The sequence below is a fragment of the Niallia sp. FSL W8-0954 genome, assembly GCF_038005605.1.
Classification (GTDB): Bacteria; Bacillota; Bacilli; order Bacillales; family Cytobacillaceae; genus Niallia; species Niallia circulans_A.
The window spans coordinates 4,366,505-4,387,312 of the sequence record NZ_JBBOTN010000001.1 but is presented as its reverse complement, the minus strand read 5'-3'; the positions used below and the strand labels follow the sequence as shown (position 1 = coordinate 4,387,312).

The 20,808-nt window shown below is 36.4% G+C and carries 24 protein-coding genes; 22 read left to right on the top strand and 2 right to left on the bottom strand.

Annotation, left to right across the window (positions count from 1 at the left end; all coding sequences use genetic code 11):
* Positions 1–35 precede the first annotated feature (35 nt).
* From NX902_RS21405 to NX902_RS21305, 21 genes are all read left to right on the top strand, one after another.
* Positions 36–659, top strand: coding sequence for a YesL family protein (locus tag NX902_RS21405; RefSeq protein ID WP_164464071.1), 624 nt, complete (start codon positions 36–38; stop codon positions 657–659).
* 520 nt (positions 660–1,179) lie between these two features.
* Positions 1,180–1,998, top strand: a complete 819-nt coding sequence (locus tag NX902_RS21400; protein WP_095329699.1) for a transporter substrate-binding domain-containing protein — start codon at positions 1,180–1,182, stop codon at positions 1,996–1,998.
* An 82-nt stretch (positions 1,999–2,080) separates the two neighbouring features.
* The gene (locus tag NX902_RS21395) at positions 2,081–2,746 is read left to right on the top strand and encodes an amino acid ABC transporter permease (protein WP_235850246.1); all 666 of its coding nucleotides are present in this window, start codon (positions 2,081–2,083) and stop codon (positions 2,744–2,746) included.
* Positions 2,733–3,455 (top strand): amino acid ABC transporter ATP-binding protein, encoded by a 723-nt coding sequence (locus NX902_RS21390; protein WP_095329701.1) that lies wholly within the window; start codon positions 2,733–2,735, stop codon positions 3,453–3,455. The genes NX902_RS21395 and NX902_RS21390 overlap by 14 nt, the downstream gene beginning before the upstream one ends.
* A gap of 42 nt (positions 3,456–3,497) precedes the next feature.
* Positions 3,498–4,328 (top strand): sugar phosphate isomerase/epimerase family protein, encoded by an 831-nt coding sequence (locus tag NX902_RS21385; protein WP_341160982.1) that lies wholly within the window; start codon positions 3,498–3,500, stop codon positions 4,326–4,328.
* 119 nt (positions 4,329–4,447) lie between these two features.
* Positions 4,448–5,290 (top strand): PfkB family carbohydrate kinase, encoded by an 843-nt coding sequence (locus NX902_RS21380; RefSeq protein WP_095329703.1) that lies wholly within the window; start codon positions 4,448–4,450, stop codon positions 5,288–5,290.
* Positions 5,291–5,381: 91 nt separating this feature from the next.
* Positions 5,382–6,350 (top strand): SIS domain-containing protein, encoded by a 969-nt coding sequence (locus NX902_RS21375; RefSeq protein ID WP_095329704.1) that lies wholly within the window; start codon positions 5,382–5,384, stop codon positions 6,348–6,350.
* 180 nt (positions 6,351–6,530) lie between these two features.
* A complete protein-coding gene (locus tag NX902_RS21370; protein ID WP_341160981.1) occupies positions 6,531–7,268 on the top strand; it encodes a GntR family transcriptional regulator in 738 nt (245 codons plus the stop codon).
* Between the two features lie 325 nt (positions 7,269–7,593).
* Complete coding sequence (locus NX902_RS21365) at positions 7,594–9,078, top strand: aldehyde dehydrogenase family protein (protein ID WP_095329706.1); 1,485 nt, start codon at positions 7,594–7,596, stop codon at positions 9,076–9,078.
* A 282-nt stretch (positions 9,079–9,360) separates the two neighbouring features.
* A complete protein-coding gene (locus tag NX902_RS21360) occupies positions 9,361–9,891 on the top strand; it encodes a hypothetical protein (protein WP_249877710.1) in 531 nt (176 codons plus the stop codon).
* Positions 9,892–10,269: 378 nt separating this feature from the next.
* Entirely contained in the window at positions 10,270–10,584 is a 315-nt protein-coding gene (locus NX902_RS21355) for a hypothetical protein (protein ID WP_341160980.1), read from the top strand.
* Positions 10,503–11,099, top strand: coding sequence for a cache domain-containing protein (locus tag NX902_RS21350; protein WP_445668897.1), 597 nt, complete (start codon positions 10,503–10,505; stop codon positions 11,097–11,099). Before NX902_RS21355 ends, NX902_RS21350 begins: the two co-directional genes overlap by 82 nt.
* Positions 11,092–12,273 carry a methyl-accepting chemotaxis protein gene (locus NX902_RS21345; RefSeq protein ID WP_341160978.1) on the top strand — a complete coding sequence of 394 codons (1,182 nt, stop codon included), beginning with the start codon at positions 11,092–11,094 and terminating at the stop codon, positions 12,271–12,273. The genes NX902_RS21350 and NX902_RS21345 overlap by 8 nt, the downstream gene beginning before the upstream one ends.
* Before the next feature lie 217 nt (positions 12,274–12,490).
* Entirely contained in the window at positions 12,491–12,955 is a 465-nt protein-coding gene (locus tag NX902_RS21340) for a hypothetical protein (RefSeq protein ID WP_095329709.1), read from the top strand.
* A 200-nt stretch (positions 12,956–13,155) separates the two neighbouring features.
* A complete protein-coding gene (locus NX902_RS21335) occupies positions 13,156–13,287 on the top strand; it encodes a hypothetical protein (RefSeq protein ID WP_268877112.1) in 132 nt (43 codons plus the stop codon).
* A 23-nt stretch (positions 13,288–13,310) separates the two neighbouring features.
* Positions 13,311–13,448 (top strand): hypothetical protein, encoded by a 138-nt coding sequence (locus NX902_RS21330; protein WP_341160977.1) that lies wholly within the window; start codon positions 13,311–13,313, stop codon positions 13,446–13,448.
* 60 nt (positions 13,449–13,508) lie between these two features.
* Complete coding sequence (locus NX902_RS21325; protein ID WP_163185350.1) at positions 13,509–13,685, top strand: hypothetical protein; 177 nt, start codon at positions 13,509–13,511, stop codon at positions 13,683–13,685.
* Positions 13,685–15,151 carry an argininosuccinate lyase gene (argH, locus tag NX902_RS21320; RefSeq protein ID WP_341160976.1) on the top strand — a complete coding sequence of 489 codons (1,467 nt, stop codon included), beginning with the start codon at positions 13,685–13,687 and terminating at the stop codon, positions 15,149–15,151. The genes NX902_RS21325 and argH overlap by 1 nt, the downstream gene beginning before the upstream one ends.
* A 14-nt stretch (positions 15,152–15,165) precedes the next feature.
* Positions 15,166–16,449 (top strand): extracellular solute-binding protein, encoded by a 1,284-nt coding sequence (locus tag NX902_RS21315; protein ID WP_341160975.1) that lies wholly within the window; start codon positions 15,166–15,168, stop codon positions 16,447–16,449.
* A 59-nt stretch (positions 16,450–16,508) separates the two neighbouring features.
* Positions 16,509–17,426, top strand: a complete 918-nt coding sequence (locus NX902_RS21310) for a carbohydrate ABC transporter permease (RefSeq protein WP_095329711.1) — start codon at positions 16,509–16,511, stop codon at positions 17,424–17,426.
* A 20-nt stretch (positions 17,427–17,446) separates the two neighbouring features.
* Positions 17,447–18,265 carry a carbohydrate ABC transporter permease gene (locus NX902_RS21305; protein ID WP_061798203.1) on the top strand — a complete coding sequence of 273 codons (819 nt, stop codon included), beginning with the start codon at positions 17,447–17,449 and terminating at the stop codon, positions 18,263–18,265.
* Positions 18,266–18,416: 151 nt separating this feature from the next.
* Here NX902_RS21305 and NX902_RS21300 read toward each other — a convergent pair whose 3' ends face one another.
* Together NX902_RS21300 and NX902_RS21295 are read right to left on the bottom strand one after the other, a co-directional pair.
* On the bottom strand, positions 18,417–19,667 hold the full coding sequence (locus NX902_RS21300) for an MFS transporter (RefSeq protein ID WP_123258344.1): 1,251 nt from the start codon (positions 19,665–19,667) through the stop codon (positions 18,417–18,419).
* A gap of 43 nt (positions 19,668–19,710) precedes the next feature.
* A complete protein-coding gene (locus tag NX902_RS21295; protein ID WP_123258343.1) occupies positions 19,711–20,166 on the bottom strand; it encodes a CBS domain-containing protein in 456 nt (151 codons plus the stop codon).
* A 189-nt stretch (positions 20,167–20,355) separates the two neighbouring features.
* Here NX902_RS21295 and NX902_RS21290 point away from each other — a divergent pair, with 189 nt between their 5' ends.
* Positions 20,356–20,790: a MarR family winged helix-turn-helix transcriptional regulator gene (locus NX902_RS21290; protein ID WP_123258342.1), complete on the top strand. Its 435-nt coding sequence runs from the start codon at positions 20,356–20,358 to the stop codon at positions 20,788–20,790.
* Positions 20,791–20,808: the final 18 nt, after the last annotated feature.

The following is a 20,808-nucleotide window of genomic DNA, read 5'->3' as shown; positions in this document are numbered from 1 at the left end:
GATAACCTCTAATCTTTGGAAGGGAAGGATTTACAGTGAACAATATTTTTGAATGGAACGGACCCGTTTATCGATTTCTAGAAAAAATAGTTAATTTATTACTATTAAATGCTCTATTTCTTCTTTTTTGTTTGCCTATTGTCACAATAGGATCTGCACTAACAGCTATGTATTCGATAACAATAAAAATGGCTAAAAATGAAGATGTATCAATCGTTAAAGCGTATGTCGCTGCCTTTCACAAAAACTTTAAACAGAGTACGATCATCTGGTTGATTTTATTAGCAGCCGGCATTATTTTGTATATGGATTACTATTACCTAAATCAATATAAAGGAAACTTGGTCTTTCTTGTTAAAGTAAGTCTAGGACTTTTTTCTTTTGCTTATATAATATTGTTTAGCTTTATATTTCCTTATGTTGCAAGATTTAAAAATTCAGTAAAGGATTCAATCATTAACACTTGGAAAATAGCGCTAGTTCACCCTTTTAAGACAATTTCCGTCCTAATGGTTACTGGGATTCCTATTATAGCTTTGGGAATATCGGTCTATTCCCTTTTCTTTCTTTTATACTTTAGTCTATTTATTGGTTTTTCCTTTTTTGCTTATATTAATACTCTTATCATTCTCCATATTTATGAAGGATATGAGAGGTGAAGAGGGAATAGTCCCTCTTTTTCGCCGCCCTTGTCGTTACTTGTCAAATGCCGTCAAACATGTCAAAAACCCTCGAAATATTTCGTCTTTTATTAGTTGTATCTCTATTTCCACAGTGTTAATATTAATTATGAAAACGTTTTCTTCATGTTGATGCATTACCATAAAAAGTTTGTTGACGCGATTCTCTATCTTTCAAGAGTATCTATTTAGGTATTCTTCTAAACAAAATGTAGTGAAAAAGGGAATATATTGATATTGAATTTTATAAAGTTTGAAAGTAGCTCTTAAAAATAGTATTTACATCTTTTTTGAATAGTAAATGATCAAATAACTCGTCAATTGAAAGTTTATTGAAAATTTTCAGAAAAATTATTGACAGTTTTTATTTTCGATATTATTATAACGTTATATAACGTTACATAAATAACTTGGTATGTAACTTATATATATTTTAGTGAAAATTTTTAAAAGAATCGTTCAATGCTAAGAAAAATATTAATTAAAGGAGAGAGATTTAATGGGGAAATTAGTTGAGAAATTGTCATTAGTAGGATTATCTAGTTTGTTAGCCCTTTCCTTAACAGCATGTGGTTCGGCAAAAGAGACTTCCTCTAAAGCAGGGTTAGAGGGGCTTCGTGAAAAAGGAAAAATTGTAGTAGGTACAATGGCTGCGACTCCACCTTATGAATATCATCTAGTTGAAAATGGGGAAGACAAAATTGTTGGATCAGATATTAAGCTATTAGAAGAAGTAGCAAAAGACTTGAAGGTAGATTATGAAATTAAGGACATGGACTTTGATGGATTATTAGTAGCCATGCAGAGTGGAAAAGTTGATATGATTATTTCAGCAATGAGTCCTACAGAAGAACGAGAAAAAAATGCTGACTTTTCCAATGTTTATTATAAAGGACGAAATGTTATGATGGTTCGAAAAAGCAACTTGAATAAATATACAACTCCTGAAAGCTTAGCTGATAAAAAAATAGGCGCTATAAAAACATCTGTACAACAGAGTATTTTGGAATCAGAATTACCGAATGCAACCTTGAAGTTACTCGGAAAATCTACAGAACTTTCCTTAGATTTGGCGAACAATAAGGTTGATGCAGTATTAGTAGATATTCCTACTGCTACCCTACTTGCTAAGGGGAATCCGGATATTGTAGCAAGTGAAGTTTATTATGAAGACCCTTCAGCTGGTGCTGCGATTGCTTTACCTAAAGGCACAGATAAGGAAATAATGGATGTAATTAATGCTACGATTGATCGAGTAAAACCAGACTATGAACAATGGTTAAAAGAAGCGATGGATGGTGTGGAATTAGAAGAATAAGAGATAAGAAAGAGAGAATAGAAATATTTAGTCACAAAACATCTTCTAGAAATGAAAAATACCCTAAATATTGTAGGTGATAATGTTGAGTTTTTCTTTTTTAGAGCAGTACTATCCATATTTCCTAACAGGTATATATATTACTATTCTACTTGCTGTCATTGCTGTAGTTTTAGGAACTATTTTAGGAATTGCTTTAACCCTATTACGTAGGTCAAGGTTTAAGGTAGTAAAAATTATTGGTGATATATATGTGGAATTTATTAGAGGTACCCCTCTCCTTGCTCAAATATATATCATCTATATTGGAATTCCGTTGATATTTAAGGGATGGGATATACCGGATTTGATGGTTGGAGCAATTGCGTTATCTCTTAATGCGGCTGCTTACATTTCAGAAACGATTCGATCAGGAATTGAAGCAGTCAGTAAAGGACAAATGGAAGCAGCAAGAAGTTTAGGTATGAATCAAAGGCAGGCGATGTTTGATATCGTCCTTCCTCAAGCATTTAAAAATATTCTTCCTGCACTTGGGAACCAATTTATTGGCAGTATAAAAGATTCATCCATTGTATCCATAATAGGCGTAGCTGAACTTATGTATAAGACAACTATTGTTAGAGGAAATACAGCACTGGGGTTGGAGCCAATTTTAGTAGCCTCTTTAGGATATTTGATCATGACTTTTACATTAACGCAACTCCTAGGAGTGGTTGAAAGGAGATTGAAAGCAAGTGATCGACGTTAAAGGACTGCATAAAAGTTACGGAAATCATGAAGTGTTAAAGGGGATTGACGTAAAAATCCATAAAGGAGAAGTGGTTGTTGTAATTGGTCCTTCTGGTTCAGGAAAAAGCACTTTTTTGAGGTGTTTGAATTTGTTAGAACTACCGACAAGTGGAAGCATAAAGGTGGAAGAGCAGGAGATAACAGCTCGAAAGGTTAATATTGATAAAGTAAGAGAGAGAATGGGAATGGTTTTTCAGCAATTTAATCTTTTTCCCCATAAAACAGTTGCCCAAAATATTTGTCATGCTCCCATAAAAGTAAAAGGGATGAAGCAAACCGAAGCCCAAAATTTGGCCAAGGACTTATTAAAAAAAGTAGGACTGTTAGAAAAATATGATGCATATCCTTCCTCCCTGTCTGGTGGTCAGCAACAACGAATAGCTATTGCCAGAGCATTAGCCATGAAGCCGGAAGTAATGCTATTTGATGAACCCACATCTGCATTAGATCCAGAAATGGTTGGAGAGGTATTAGCAGTTATGAAGAATCTAGCTCAAGAAGGAATGACAATGGTAGTGGTAACACATGAGATGGGTTTTGCCAAAGAGGTTGGAGATCGTATTCTATTTATGGATCAAGGTTATATCATGGAAGAAAACAATCCAAAACAATTTTTCGGAAACCCAACTCATCCTCGAACAATTGATTTTTTATCGAAAGTATTGTAAGTATCTTAAAATCTATCAAGTTATATGAAAGGTGTGAGAGGAATGGCTTTAATTACTAGAGAACAAATAGCAGGAATGAATATTCATTATATGCGCTATTCTTTAGATTATTTTTTACAAGCACAAGTAAAAGCTGGGATTCAATCCATAGAGTTTTGGACTGGTGTACCTCACTATTATTTAGATCCTACGACTTATTCAGATTGTAAAGCCTTGAAAAAAAAGATTGATTCCTATCATTTAGAAATGAAAGTATTTACTCCTGAAAACTGTATGTATCAATTTCAGTTTGCCTCTCTGAAACCAGAGATTTTCGAAAAAAGCTTACACTACTTTACTAATGGTATAAAGGCTGCTGCTGAACTAGGTTGTAAAATAATGCAATGTAATTCTGGATGGGGATATCTAGATGAAGATCGAGAAGAGGCATGGAAGCGTTCTAGGGAAATGCTTTCGAAACTGGCTGATACTGCAAAGTTGGAGGGAGTTACACTTGCGTTGGAAAGTTTACGCCCAGAAGAATCTAATCTAGTTACAACATTACAAGATACTAAAAGAATGATAGAGGAAATTAATCATGCCAATGTAAAAGTTCTAGTAGATACTACTGCTATGGGGGTGGCAGGGGAAACCTTACAAGAGTGGTTTGATGTATTCGGTAGTAAGATTATTCATACTCATTTTGTGGACGGAAACCCATATGGTCATTTAGTTTGGGGTGATGGTAAGCATGACTTAGAACAGTTTCTTATTACACTTAAACAAAACGGATACGAGGGATACTTAGGGCAAGAAATCACAGATTCAAGATACTTTATGGATCCCGCAGCCCATGATTGTCGAAATATGAAAGAATTTGAGAAATATATGTAGAATTTATAAGATTTGCAAGTAATAGTCAGAATAGTATTGACAATAACATAAAGACAAATTAGTATAACGTTATATAACGTTATACTAATGAGGCTAATTAAGTGAGGTGACATGACATCATGAAGGTAATCGGATTGGGAGATAATGTCGTAGATAAATATGAACACATTCAGACTATGTATCCTGGAGGAAATGCACTTAATTTTGCAGTATTTGCAAAAAAATTAGGTGCAGAAGCGGCTTTTTTAGGAGCATTCGGTTCAGATTTAGAGAGCCAACATGTACAAGAAAGTATTACCGAAATTGGGATAGATATCAGCCACTGCAAATTATACAAAGGAGAAAATGGTTGTGCTCGAGTGACACTAAAAGATGGGGATCGAGTATTTTTAGGAAGTAATCGATGTGGGGTTTTAAGACAATTTGGTTTGAACTTAACGGAAGAGGATTATTCCTATTTAACATCTTTTGATCTAGTACATACGGGTTTGTATGGCTTTGCGGAAACGGAATTGCCAAAGATTAAACAGTTAGGAATACCAATTGGATTTGATTTTTCTTCTGATTTCACAATGGAGCAAGTAAGACGAATAAGCAAAGTAATCGATTATGCTTATTTTTCCTGTAGTCATATGAAACTAGATGACATTTTAAATTTATGCCTGAATGTTACTCATATAGGCTGCCAATTGGTATTGTGTACTTTAGGAGAAAAAGGGGCCATTTTATTTGATGGAAACAAATTTTATATGCAAGAGTCCTTCTTTGTGAAACCCAAAGATACGATGGGAGCAGGCGATTCCTTTATTACTTGTTTTATCTATCACTATGGAAAAGAAATTAAAGATGGAAAAACAGATACAGAGTCCATTATTAAAGAAAGTCTCAAAAAAGCAGCAGCATTTTCATCTGAACAATGTCTAGTTGAGGGGTCATTTGGATTTGGCAAGAAATATACATAATGATTGATTTTAAGGTGGTGGTAGATAGGTAAATACTTCTTACATTTTTGAAATAAAAATCTATTAACTTAAAATATTGGAGGTAATCAAGATGGAACTTAATCAAATTATTGGATCAATTAAGGAAAGACAACCGAACATTAAAAGTGTGTTTTTTGTTGGATGTGGAGCATCTAAAGCAGAATTGTATCCTGCAAAGTATTTTCTAGAAGCTAATGCCAAAACTCTGCGTGTAAGTTTATATACAGCAAATGAATTTAATTATGCAACCCCAATTTCTGTTGACGATACAAGTATTGTTATTACTTGCTCACTAGGTGGAGCCACTCCTGAATCAGTAGAAGCAACAACAAAAGCAAAAGAATTAGGCGCACATGTTATTGCAGTAACACATGTGGAGGGATCTGCTTTAACAAAAGATGCAGGTTACATAGTATATCATGGATTTGAGGCTAATTATGCTGCTAAAATGGAGAAAATGACAAAAGTATTAGGATTAGCTACAGAAATACTTCATCAATATGAGGGTTATGAGAATTATGACAAAATGATAGATGGTTTCGGAAAAATTTATGAACTTATCGAAAAGGCTGCTTCCACAGTTTTACCAGATGCCAAAGCTTTTGCGGAAGCTTATAAAGATGATGAAGTAATTTACGTCATGAGTAGTGGAGCAACACATGAAGTGGCTTATTCCTTTTCTATCTGCTTGTTAATGGAAATGCAGTGGATTAATTCGGGGACATTTCATGATGGAGAATTTTTCCACGGTCCCTTTGAAGTGGTAGAAAAAGATGTTCCGTTCCTATTGTTGATGAATGATGGAAGAACCAGACCTATGGATGCAAGAGCGCTTGAATTTTTGCAGCGCTTTGATGCTAAAACAACTGTGGTAGATGCAAAAGACTTTGGGCTTGGTTCAGTTATAGCTTCTGAAGTAGTAGATTATTTTAATCCAATGTTAATTTCCGGTGTCTTGCGGGTATATGCAGAACAATTATCCTATGTCCGTAATCATCCATTAACTAAAAGAAGATATATGTGGAAATTAGAGTATTAATGGCAAAGATATTTTGAACATCAAAAAGACTGTCTCAAAATCGTGTGACCATGATTTTGAAATAGTCTTTTTTCTTTTAAATGGAGGAATGGAATAGGCTAATAAGAAAAGAATTGTTTAAAATTAAAATAATAGTAAGATATAATAAAGAAAAGAAAGGTGAAAAGGAGGTAATAAAATTTGCTTAATAGTAACAGCTCTACTCCTTTATACATACAGCTTAAGCAAGCGATTGCAGATGATATAAATGATGGAATATATACGCATGGTGAAAAATTGCCAACTGAACCGGAACTTTGTGAAAAATATAAAGTAAGTAGAATTACTGTTCGAAAGGCGGTATTAGATTTAGTAAATGAAGGTTATTTAATTAAGAAACAAGGAAAGGGTACATTTGTTAATCATGTTAAGATAAAACGTGAATTAGTTGCTGTTAATGGTTATTCTGAATATATGAATTCCACTGGTAAAATGCCCAATCCTAAAATAATTTCTTATGAAGTAAAAGAAGTGAACAAAGAAATAGCAGAGAAATTAAAAATTGATACGAATAGTCCTGTTCTCGAGTTAAAGCGACTACTCCATTTAGATAATGAACCATTATTGCATGAAACTTCCACCTATTCCTTAGAGCTTTTTCCGGAATTAGACCAATACGTGGAAGAAAATAAATCTATGCATAAAATCCTAAACGAAACTTATGGAAGAACTCCTGCATTTAATAATAAGATATTAAATGTTATATTAGCTAATAGTGAATTGGCAGGTTATTTACAGTGCAATATTAGTGATCCTCTTTATCAATTGGAAAAAGTAGCATACAATAAAGATAAAGACCCCTTATATCACTCTCTCCTTTACTATAATGTAAATAAAGTAAGTTTTACCATAACAGGTGAATTTGAATCAACCGATTAGAGAATCAGTAGGGCGAATTTTTCTTTAGCAAGTTTACAAAATGTATATATATGCATAGAACCATCTTTCATTAAATGAAAGGTGGTTTACTATATAGAAAGAAAATAGGAATTAAAACAGCATAATTCATGGGGACAGAGAAGCATTCCCCTGCATAGTAGCTTGTCGTTTCTTGTCAAACGCTGTCAAATATGTCAAAAATCCTCGAAATATTTCGTCTTTTATTAGTTGTATCTCTATTTCCACAGTGTTAACATTGTTTTGTAAGCGTTTTCTATCATTGGTGCCTGACCATTAAATTATCTACTTTTTAAGGAGGAATTCGATGAACCAACAGACTGTGGTTTTAAAAGAAAAGGTTGGAAAGTTCCTAAGTGGTAAGAAAAAGTTATTTATTAATGGTGAATTTGTGGAGAGTCAAACACAAAAAACGTTCGACAGTTATAATCCAGCGACAGATGAGGTTTTAGCAAGTGTATATGAAGCTGGTCCAGAAGATATTGATTTAGCAGTGAAAGCGGCACGGAAAGCTTTCGACGAAGGACCTTGGTCAAAAATGAGTGCTTCTGAGCGCAGTCGTCTTATGTACATACTGGCCGATTTGATGGAGAAAAACAGTGCGGAGCTTGCCCAGTTAGAAACGTTAGATAATGGGAAACCGATTCGCGAAACAACTAATGCGGATATTCCATTAGCCATTGAGCATATGCGCTATTATGCGGGTTGGTGTACAAAAATTACAGGACAAACGATTCCAGTTAATGGTCCATACTTTAATTATACACGCCATGAAGCGGTAGGAGTAGTTGGGCAGATTATCCCTTGGAACTTCCCGCTGTTAATGGCAATGTGGAAGCTTGGAGCGGCCCTTGCAACCGGATGTACAGTGGTATTAAAACCAGCTGAGCAAACGCCGTTATCTGCGCTTTATTTAGCGGAATTAATCCAGGAAGCGGGTTTCCCGGAAGGCGTTGTAAATATTGTTCCTGGATTTGGGGAAACAGCTGGCCAGCCGCTAGTTGATCATCCTTTAGTAGATAAAATTGCCTTTACTGGTTCTACCGAAGTTGGAAAAATGATTATGGCGAATGCCTCTAAAACATTGAAAAGAGTTACATTGGAGCTTGGTGGGAAATCACCGAATATTATCCTGCCAGATGCAGATTTAACAAAAGCTATTCCAGGTGCTTTTAATGGTGTTATGTTTAACCAAGGACAGGTATGCTGTGCTGGGTCTCGTGTCTTTATTCAAAAGAAACATTTTGATAATGTCGTTGCCGATATGGCAGATCAAGCGAAAAAAATGAAGCAAGGTGCTGGCATCCATGCTGATACAGAAATTGGACCGCTAGTTTCCGCTGAACAGCAGCAACGAGTTCTTGGTTATATTGAAAGAGGGTTAAACGAAGGCGCGCAACTAGTCGCAGGTGGTTTTAATCCACGTGAGGAAGGATACTTTGTTTCCCCAACTGTTTTTGCCGATGTACGCGATGAGATGACAATTGCCAAGGAGGAAATTTTTGGACCTGTTATTTCGGCAATGCCATATGACGATTTAGATGAGCTGATCAATCGCGCAAATAACAGCGAATATGGTCTAGCAGCAGGCGTCTGGACGAGAGATATTGCCAATGCTCACTACATCGCCAGCAAACTCCGCGCTGGAACCGTTTGGGTCAACTGCTATAATACATTCGATGCAGCTTCCCCATTCGGCGGATACAAACAATCAGGCATTGGACGCGAAATGGGCTCCTACGCCCTAAACAACTATACAGAAGTAAAGAGCGTATGGGTTTCTATGCAGTAAGGGAATCGAAGGGACAGTTCTTATTGCTTTTTGATTGCATGATATAGAAAGTAGTGGCTGACTCAAAAGTCGTTGAAGAACAACTTTTGAAGTCGGCTTCTTTTTGTTAATTTAGCAGGAGTAAAGGTTCCGGCCTCTGCTTTCACAAATGCTTCTAATGCTCCTATTTGATAAATGACTATATCATATTGGAAGAAAACTCCGTATAAATGTGTATTTCGTTTTCACGAAATGTAGGCAAAGGACATAGTAATAAAGAAGGAAGAAGGGAGGAAACATGTAATGAAGAACATTCTATTGATAGTCGCTCTTGCTCTGACCATTTTTGTTATTTACCTTATTACGATGCATCCAAATCCAACTAAAACTGTCTATATTCCTCCTACATCATCTTTGGAAGAAAGGGTATGTGAAGAAGTATCGGCACAATTTGGTGATTGCAAGCAAATTCTGTTGTTTGATGCGCAGTCCCGTATCGTTTTTGCGGAAAATAGTTCGGGGGTTGTTCCTGTGCTTACTAATAAAGAATTTACTGACTTTCAAAAAATTATTTATCCCATATTAGAATTTCAGGAGTTTCAAGAAGAGAGACAAGAACGAGGCTCCATTACCTGGCAGGCAAATAATAAGCTCGAAAAGGATTTATCCATTATTTATGGGTTTGCCGAAGATAATGCCAAAACGATCATTATTACTAGTGAGGGGAATGTCCAGCCAAATAAGTTTTTCCTTCAAGATAACCTCTGGGTATGGTATGCGACTTTCACGAAGGATAATGTTAAACTGCCAGTTGAAGTAGATGCTTATGAATAAATGGAATCGTAGGGACATTTTTTTTGCTTCCCTTAAAGATTAAAGAAGCTTAGGAGCCTTCCTATGCTTCTTTTTTGGTTTATTTAGGGGATTTTCCCCGGGAGCTATGTTGTACTGAAGCTACCAGTAAAAGCAATTTCTGATCCAGAGAAGTAATATCGCCGAGTAGGGAAAACGCTTTATCAATGATGGCTGCTGGAAAATAAGAGGAGAGCGATAGAACCACCTCTGAGAACTAAAAGGAGCTTTGGTAGGAAAATGTCGAAAATGGTTGTCGAAAGTATTGATATACGTCAACTTTTGTCGATATGAATATTAAGAAGTAAAGTTATATGTTTTATGGCACTACAAAGAGTTATTTAAGGGAGATGAGGAAGAATGAAAAAAGGAAAAGACAGATCGATTAAAACAAAGTTTATTTTGTATTTTCTATTAATTGGTCTTATTCCAGTAATAATAGCCTCTAGCATTATTTATTATGTTAGTAGTAATAATACGTTAAACAAGGAAGAGGAATGGCTTGGTAAACAAACAGCCGATACAGTAGAAAACATGGAGGAATGGATTCAAAAGCGTTTGGATGAACTTACGCTTATTTCGAATCAGATACCATTATCAATGGAGATCTTGCAGCTCGGAGTAAACAAATTAATATTGTCAAAGAGCAAGATTCAACTTATGAATCAGTTGTAGTTATCGGAAAAAACGGGATGGTGGAAGCACATACAGACCCTAGTCTAGTTGGTAAATTAGACTTATCAAAAAGAGATTATTTTATCAAAGGGATAAAAGGAGAACAGAGTGTTTCGAATGTCCTTAAGTCCAATGCGACAGGAAATCGAGTTCTTGCAATAGCAACGCCGATCATAAATGCCAATAAAGAAGTAGTGGGAGTGGTATCTGCTACCGTTAACTTTGAAACCCTTATACAGGATTTTTTACAAAATGAAACTTCTCAAAATAAAAGCACATATCCTGTATTAGTTGATAGTAATAATATAGTTCAGTTTCATCCTAATGCTGACTTAATCGGTAAGACAATTGAGGAAGCTGGTTTTTCCAAAAATATAGGAACTATTTTCGAGAAGGGGAGAACAACAAGTGGAACTAAAGAGACAGAGCTGGATGGAGAAAAACAACTGGTTACTTATGCTCCCCTAAAAAGTGCAGGTTTAGGTATTTATTTATTTATTTACTTCCTTGGATGATATATTAGAAATTACTAGTAGTATTAAGAACATTACGACCATTATACTTGCAGTATTTTCTGTGCTGATAATTGGTGTGGCAATTTGGATTGCAAACGGGATGACAAAACCAATCCGAAATATTGTTGCTCAGCTGCGTTTAGTTGCAGCAGGAGATCTTACAAGCAAGGATGTAGCTATCCAATCAAAGGATGAGATTGGTCAGTTAGCGGAAAATACGAATTCGATGAAACATAGCTTGCGGGAATTGATTAAACAGTTGAAGGAAAGCTCTGTACATACAGCAGAAACATCTGCGCAATTGGCTGTGAGTGCAGATCAATCCAATCAAACAAGTGTAGTAATAACGGAATCGATACAAGCTGTTGCTGAAGGAGCAGCCGATCAGGCGGAAATGGTGACTGAAAGCACAGAAGCGCTTGATGAAGTGGCACAAGGAGTACAGCAAATTGCAGAGGCTTCGGCGACTATTTCTGAAAAGGCCAGCTCAACATTGAATAAAGCCCAAACTGGTAAGGAATCTGTTGAAAAAAATATTACCCAGATGAATACAATTCAACAATCAGTTCAAAACTCAGATGAATTGACGAAATCACTTATTGTAAGATCACAGGATATTGTGAAAATATTGGAAGTTATTACTTCTATAGCTGATCAAACAAATCTGCTTGCGCTTAATGCGGCAATTGAAGCAGCAAGAGCTGGGGAGCACGGGAAAGGATTTGCAGTAGTTGCCGATGAAGTTCGGAAACTGGCAGAAGAATCACAGCGTTCTTCTCAAGAAATTGCTGGGATAGTAACGAAAATTCAAGGGGAGATTAAACAAACGAGCGAATCAATGAATGCAGTCATGGATGAAGTTCAAAGTGGTGTATTGATTGCTAATAACTCAAGAGAACTATTTAAGGAAATCCTAGAATTGACTTATGAAGTTTCTGATAATATTACCAATATGTCTGCCACTTCGGAAGAGATTTCAGCAGGAGCAGAAGAGGTATCTGCTTCCTTTAATCAAATCTCTACTATTACTAAAAACACGAAGTCAAGCACACAAGAAGTGGCCGCAGCCTCAGAAGAACAACTAGCAGGAATAGAGGAAATTTCCTCAGCTGCCCAAAGCCTCAAAAACTTAGCAGCTGAATTAGAAAAAACGATTACAAAATTTACAATATAGGAAAAAAAGGGACGGTTCATCCGTCCTTTTTTATACTCTTTATGAAGGATGCAGGAGAATTTCTCTTGCGGATTTTATGGATAAAATTTAAATTTTTTACAAATACTAACTTCAAACTTTTTCTGAAAACCATGGATTATATTCTCAGCATGTGTTGATTTCACTAAGATGTACACTAAATTTACTTTATCTATTAAAAAGGTGGCTGGGGAAAGATGTGAACAGGAAATCATTTGAAAAACTTTTATGGTCCATCGCTTTGCCTGGCTTTGGACAGCTGCTTAATAAGAAATATATAAAAGGAATTATTTTTATCTTACTTGAGTTAGTTGTGAACATACAAGCTAACTTTAATACAGCCATTATATTAAGTTTTCATGGACAAACTTCCGCGTCTTTAGAGGAAGTTAATCTAAAATGGCTTATGTTTTATCCGTGCCTTTATTTTTTTGCGATGTGGGATGCAGTAAGAGATGCTGATGAGAAAGGAGAAAATTCTCCTTTATTATTTCTTCCGTTTGTGTTTGCAGCTTATTTTGTAACAGTAGGATTAATCTATTCATCAGAGGTTTTCCTATTTGGGCATCTAATCGGCCCTATTTTTTTACCAATGCTTTTTGTGTTACCAGGTGTAATCATTGGATTGGTCATAAGGAAAGTAATATATATATTTACGAACTGAAACGCCATTTTTTAAATGGTGTTTTTCTAATATTCAAGTAAAGGAATGAGGAAAACAACGATTCTTTAAAAGCGCCTCAACTAAAATAAAGAAAAGTTCACAAAAAATTTCGGAATATATACAAACATATTACTTTCTAGCCAATCATAAGCTTTTAAGAAGTAAGGAAGGTTTACTAACTGCCATGATTGGAGGAATGAATGAGTATTTTACAATCAGGAACTCCCACCTACTTGAAGATAATCAGTAAGAGAAAAGGACTGCAAGAAATTATCGAAGGAGATAATCTTTATTCAAAGAACAAGTTTGGCAAAAAGATTGAAGCTGAGTAAGCCGACTATATCAGCATTGGTAGATGATGGTGGAAGAAGGCTGGATTATTGAAAAAGAAAGTAAAAAGGCGGCAACAAAAGGGGAGAAAACCTGTCCATTTATTGTTTACCAAAGAATACAAATATACGATTGGCATAGATATTGGAGGAACGACGACTGAAATAGCGATTATGGATTTGGAAAATTTATTCTGCACCGCAAAATCGACACACAAGAGGCGTTGAAGAGGAATTTTGTCCAATTGCTTGTTGATCAAGTAAATAGCATATTAGAGGAACAAAATAATAGTCATACAAAGGTGCTGTCTTTAACGATTGGTGCACCAGGAATGACGGATTCAGAAAATTTTATTTGCTCGCCGTTTACTCCATTTAGAGAGAGGAGTGAAGCAATATAATGCCAGACAGTAGATCGCAAGTCTATGTAAACCATATATTAGAACCCATCTATGATTTTACGAAACAACATTACCTTCCTTATTTATTAGAAATTAACATCGCCCATGCTACTATGCTAGCCCACCAAAAAATCTTAACAAAAGAAGATACCAAAAAAATCATTAAAGCGAATCAAGCACTATTAGCAAAAGGTTATCCCCAACACTATAATCCTCTTTATGAAGACTTATTTTTTATGCTGGAAGAAGATTTGAAAAAGGAAATCGGCGAAGTGCTTGTTGGAAATATGCATATTGCCTTTAGTCGGAATGATATGGATGCAACCATGTATCGAATGGTATCTCGAGAAAAGCTTCTGCAGTTTCTTACCTTACTTGTAGAGTTAAAAAAGGTATTGTTACGTTTGGCGAAAGAACATGAACTAACGATTATGCCAGCCTATACACATAATCAGCAAGCACAGCCTACTACCTTAGCCCACTATTTGTTAGCTATCGATAGTAGTTTACAAAGGGACTTGGAACGTGGTTTCGCGCTTTTAAGAAGAATCAATGAGTCTCCAATGGGAGCTGCTGCTTTAGGGACTTCTGGTTTTCCAATTGATCGTTCATTTGTGGCGATCCAATTAGCTTTCGATAAACCAATGGAGAATTCCTATGATTCTATTAGTGCCGCTGATTATATGCTGGAAATAGCTAGTGTGATCAAAATTACTTTAAGTACCTTATCGCGTTTTACTCATGATCTCTTGTTTTTTACGACAAATGAAGTAGAAGCAATCAGATTAGATAAAAGCTTAGTGCAAACATCGAGCATCATGCCTCAAAAACGAAACCCTTCATCTTTAGAACATACGAAATCTCTCATTAGCCGGACAATTGGGGAAGTAAATGCTGCTTTTATGATGTCCCACAACACACCTTTTGGGGACATCGTCGATATTGGGGATGATATCCAGCCTATTCTTATCAATGGCTTTTCTCATTCCTATCAAATTATCGAATTACTGACAGAAATTCTTAAAACGATGGAGGTAAATGTAGATAAACTCCTGACCCGTTGTTCAGAAGGCTTTTCCACCGTAACGGAATTAGCGGATGTACTGGTTAGGGTGTGCCAATTATCCTTCCGTGATGCCCATCAGATTGTCAGCATTTTGGTTCAGCGATTAGCTAGTACTGGGAAAAAAATAAAAGATGGTTCTGCTGAACTAGTCAAACAAATTTCTCAGGAGATATTAGGAACACATCTTCCTTTAACAGAAGAACAATATCAAACTGCGATTAATCCTTTTCATTTTGTTATGGTTCGCTCTGCTTTTGGAGGCCCTAACCCAAAAGAAACAGAGAGACAGCGAATAAGGTCCAGTCAAAAGCTTGCTGATTTTTCAAAAGAAGCAGCAATATATAGAAATAAATTTACTTCTTATAAGCAGCTGCTTCGCAATAATAACAAACTTGTTTAATAGGAGGGGTTCTATTGAAAAAGTTTTTAAGTGTATTTCTTTTTCTAGCCATAGCAATGATTATTGTTGGTTGTTCAAAGGGAAAGGATTCTGGCGGGGAAGCAGATGGTACGGTAACTATTGAATATTGGCAATATGCCTATAAGGCGAAAGTGGATTTAATGGATGAGCTTATTAAAGAGTTTGAAGATAAAAACCCAGGAATTAAAGTAAAGCAGACAACTTTTCCATATGAGCAATACAATGAGAAGGTTGCTACACTAGTTCCAGCTGGAAGAGGTCCCGATGTTATCAATTTATATTATGGCTGGCTGCCAAAATATATTGATTCAGGCTATTTACAGCCTCTTCCTGAGGATGCATTTCCAGTGGATAAAATCGAAAGTGAATACTTCTCCTTAGTAAATGCAGCAAAATTGGACGATAAATATTGGGCCATTCCGACTGCGGTTCGTACTCTTGCCCTGTTTTATAACAAAGATCTTTTTGAAAAAGCAGGCTTGGATCCAAATAGTCCGCCAAAAACATGGGATGAATTAGTAGATTATGCGAAAAAACTGACAGTAAGAGAAAACGGAAAGCTTGTAACAGAGGGGATGGCGTATGAAATTGGTGCACAGCTGAACAACTGGTTTTATGATGCTCTTGTCTATCAAGCTGGCGGTCAAGGGTTGAGTGAGGATCGTAAGCAAGTTCTTTGGGATGATACACCTGCTGGTTTAGAAGCATTTACGTATTTAGTGGAATTCGGATCCAAACATAAAGTTGGCGAAAGTGGTTTTTATACAGATGATGTAACAGCATTTAAGACAGGGAATGCGGCGATGAATATTGACGGTTCCTTCCGTTTAGGTACGTTGGCGACAGATGCACCTGACTTAAATTATGGGGTTGCGCCACTGCCATCTTATAAAGAAAAGGCCACACAATCTTCGTTCTGGGCAAATGGCATTACAGCTAAAGTAGAAGGAGAGAAATTAGAAGCTTCTAAAAAATTCTTAGCGTTTTTAACAAGTGATGAAGTGATGGAACGCTGGATTGACGAGGTAGGAGAATTGCCAGCAAAAGAAGCGGTCGCAACACAAGATAAATATGTAAACGATCCATTATACGGACCATTCATCGAACAGCTTCCATATGCCAATGCACAATTTTATGTCGACGAAACAGCACAAAGACAATATGTTATTGATGCAGTGAATGAAGTGTTGCTAAATGGAGTTTCAATTGAAGATACCTACAATGATTTCGCAGCTAAGTCACAAAAGCTCTACGATGATTATTGGAGTAACAAGTAAAGATACTGAAATAAAGAAAGGTGGTAATCGTCTTTCTTTATTCAGAAAGGAGGGTTTTCATGTCTGGGAAGAACCATTCTGCCGTCCCAAAAAAGACTGCTAGATTTACGTTAAAGCAACAAAAATATATCTTTGTATATACATGCTTGCTGATACCTCTTCTTTTTTTTATTTCGATTCGGTTTTTGCCAACACTTTATACATTCAACATCGGGTTTCGGGAATGGGATATTCTATCAGAGGATAAACCATTTGTAGGGATGGATAATTATGTAGCCCTTTTTAAAGATGAAGTCTTTCGTAAATCACTAATAAATACATTTATCTATGTCGTTTTTGGTGTAGTAGGACAGCTGATGTGTGGATTAGGAGTAGCGCTGCTTTTGCAAAGGATTAATAAATTTGTCGGGGTATTTCGCGCTATTTATTTCATTCCCTATGTGACAAGTATTGTTGCGGTAAGCTGGGTGTTTAAATGGATTCTAATGAACAACGGCGTTGTGAATGATATTCTCATGAAGTTTGGGTTGGAAGCCCAGCTTTTTCTTAAATCACCTGATCAAGCAATTTATATTATTATCTTAACGATGATCTGGCAAGGTCTCGGTTTTCAAATGATTATTTTCCTAGCGGGCCTTGAAAATATCCCGAAAATATTCTATGAAGCTGCGGAAATTGATGGGGCAGATGGTTGGAAAAAATTTATTCATATCACCTTGCCGTTACTAAATCCAACCATTGTATTTTCCGCAGTTATTGGCAGTATTAGTTTCTTACAAACCTTTACCCAAGTGCAAAATATGACACAGGGTGGACCACTTCATTCTACTATATCCGTTGTTCTTTATATTTATGAATTAGCCTTCCAGCACTTTGATATGGGTCTCGCTTCTGCGGCAACAGTTATCTTATTTCTGATTATTTTAGTTATCACAATCATTCAAATGAAAGTTTTGACAAAGAAATTTGAGTACTAGTTTTTTATGGGGGTGAGGAGTTGAAGAAAAGAAGGTATTTAAAAAAATCAATCGTCTATATTCTCTTGACCGTTGGGGCTATCTTTATGCTGTTCCCTTTTATTTGGATGGTATCCACATCCTTTAAGCCGCCGACGGAAGTATATGGACTGAAGCTGCTTGCCGACCACCCTACATTAGAGAATTATCGGAAGATTATGGTGGATACCCTGTTTAGTAAATGGTTTTTAAATAGTTTTATCGTGGCGGTTATTACTACTATAAGTGTTGCGTTATTTGACACCCTTGTTGGTTATGTTATTGCTAAATTTTCCTTTGTTGGCAAGAGTATTATTTTCTTATTCATCTTAAGTTCCTTAATGATTCCTACCGAAATGCTGATTATTCCTTGGTATATCATGTCTACTGACTTAGGCTGGGTTGATACGTATTGGGGAATTATGTTTCCAGGCGTAATTTCTGCCTTTGGTATTTTTCTCATGAAACAATTTATGGAGTCTATTCCAGATGACTTACTCGATGCTGCAAGAATTGATGGCTTAAATGAATTTAAAATTTTCTTTAAAATCGCCATTCCACAAGTATATCCAGCATTAGCAGCGCTATGTATTTTCACATTTTTAGGAAACTGGAATGCCTATTTGTGGCCGTTAATTGTTATCGAGACAGAAGAAATGCGAACACTGCCAGTCGGCCTTGCCTTTTTCTCCGGTGAAAACCAAACTTACTGGGAAATCGTCATGGCAGGAGCTACCATCGCTGTTGTACCACTAATCATCGTCTTCTTAATCTTCCAACGCCATATTATTAAGGGGATAACGTTGACTGGGTTGAAGTAGGGGAAGTGGAAAAGGAGCTTTTCCAGTTAACCAAACTTGATTAAAGGCTGATCACAAGCATTAGAGGGAAGTAGTACAACTGTCCCTCTGCTGCCATTCCCATCTATACTTAGACAGATGGGAATTATTTATGATTATTGGTAGATGTTGATTAATGACCAGAACCCATTGCATCTACATGATGGACATGTTTGCTATTAATCCAGATAAATAACACAGAAACTAATACAAATCCAGCTCCAACAAGGAATGGTACAGATGGATTAAATATTTCTGCTAACTTTCCTGCTGTGTAAGGCGCAATGGCTCCACCTATAAAGCGCAAGAAGCTGTATGCTGCTGAAGCGGTAGATCGTTCTACAGGAGCAGCATTCATTACGGCAGTTGTAATAAGCGTATTGTTATTTCCTAATAAGGCACCAGCGAAAATAACTGCTGCGATGATAACCCATTGGGTTGTTGTCCAAATTCCCATAGCAACTAATACAACTGCAAACAAGGTTAACATGGCACACATTGATTTTACGGTTCCGAAACGTTCCTGCAATCTTGGTGCCATAAAAACAGAAGTGACAGCTAATAAAATACCCCAGCCCAAGAATACAAAGCCAAGTCCATGTTCGTCTAAGCCCATTACAAACGGTGCATAGGCTAACAACGTGAAAAATCCAAAATTATATAATGCTGCGGCAATCCCTAAAACAAGTAATGAGCGATGTTTTAATGCTCTAAACGGATCTGCCAAGGACGTTTTAGATTTAACTGTATTCGTTGTATTCATGGAAGTATTTTTTGGCATTAAAATGAAAATACCGAAAAAGGCAATAATCATTAAAACAGCTACCCCTAGGAAAGGACCTCTCCAGCTCATGGCTCCCAACCATCCGCCTAGTAGTGGACCGACAGAGATACCAAGTCCAATCGCTGCTTCATAAAGAATAATTGCTTTAGCAGTACCACTGTTTGAAAGAGATACAATTGCCGCTAATGCAGTTGCTACAAACAGGGCATTACCAAGCCCCCAACCTCCTCGAAGTCCGACAAGCGCCCAAATCCCATTTGATAGTCCGCCTAGGCAAGAAAAAATAGCAATGATAACAATTCCTAAAATAAGTGTCCACTTAATTCCAAGTCTGGAGGAAATCATCCCAGTTACCAGCATTGCTACAGCCATTACGGCATTATAGCTAGTGAAGAGTAACGTTACCTGGCTTTGGGAGGCATGAAGTTTCTCGGCAATAGCAGGAAGGATCGGATCAACGAGACCAAGCCCCATAAAGGCAATAATCCCCGCAAAAAATACAGCCCATACTGCTTTAGGCTGTTTTAATAAACTAGCTTCTGTTTTCGTATTTAAATTGTTTTTGGTTGAATCTGCTGATACAGATTGTGAAGATGACATTTCATTCTCCCCTTTATTTTTTTATTCCCTTTGTTTTTATAGACTAGATTAATTCTTTAAAAGAATTCCTTATAACATCACCGCGACTAATAATGCCTACTAAAACTCCATTTTTTTCAACGGGGACCTTTTTAATTTGCTTTTTACCTAACAGAGCTGCAATCTTTTCTAAATTTTCATCCCAAGACACTTTAATAACCCTTTTCTTCGCAATTTTCATTACGTTCAAATGTAAGAGACTTTGCAATCTATGTTCAAAATCTTCATCGTCCCCTTTAATAACAACAGTATAATAAATACTGTCGATAATATGATCATCATGTTTGCCAATGTATCGCAGTACATCTCCATCACTGATGAAACCGACAATCTCATTGCGGTCATTAACGATAGGAAGACCGCTAATTTTATACTGAATGAATTTTTCGATGACAGAACGGACGGTGTCGCCTTCTTTCACTTTATATACTCGGCTTACCATAATATCATGGGCTAGCATTTATCTGTCCCCCTTTTATTTTTTGGACAAGTAGTTGTATAAGGAAACTATATAATTGTATTATACAACTATATAACGAAACGTCAATTGTTTTTACGGAGATATGGATTCCCCTTCTTATTACAAATCTTTAATCAAGTATGCTATCATATTTTATAGAAATATTGGAAACGGTGAGGTAGTTAATCAATGGATGAACAATCGCTGGAAGAACTTGAAGTGGAATTATCTATACTGATACGACGGGTTACCCATACATCTTCTCATAAAAAAACTAGCAGCTTGGATCGGTCAGCTTATCTGTTGCTGCATGAAATAGTGACAGCAGGCCCTGCTGGTGTTAAAGCGCTTGCGATAGAATTTCAATTAGATGTTTCTACTGTAAGTCGACAGGCGGCTGCGTTGGAGCAAAAGGGCTATTTGCTGAGAATTCCTGATGAAACAGATGGAAGAGCTTATACTCTCCAGATAACTGAAACAGGATTAGAAGAATTTCAAAAGGAAAAAAAGTTTAGAAAAAGCAGGGTGGCGGAAGTGACCAAGGTTTGGACAGAAGAAGAGCGTGAGACTTTTGCTAAGTTATTAAAAAAATATAATCAGTCGGCGATGAATGTTCATCTATGATTGATTCAAAAAGAGAAT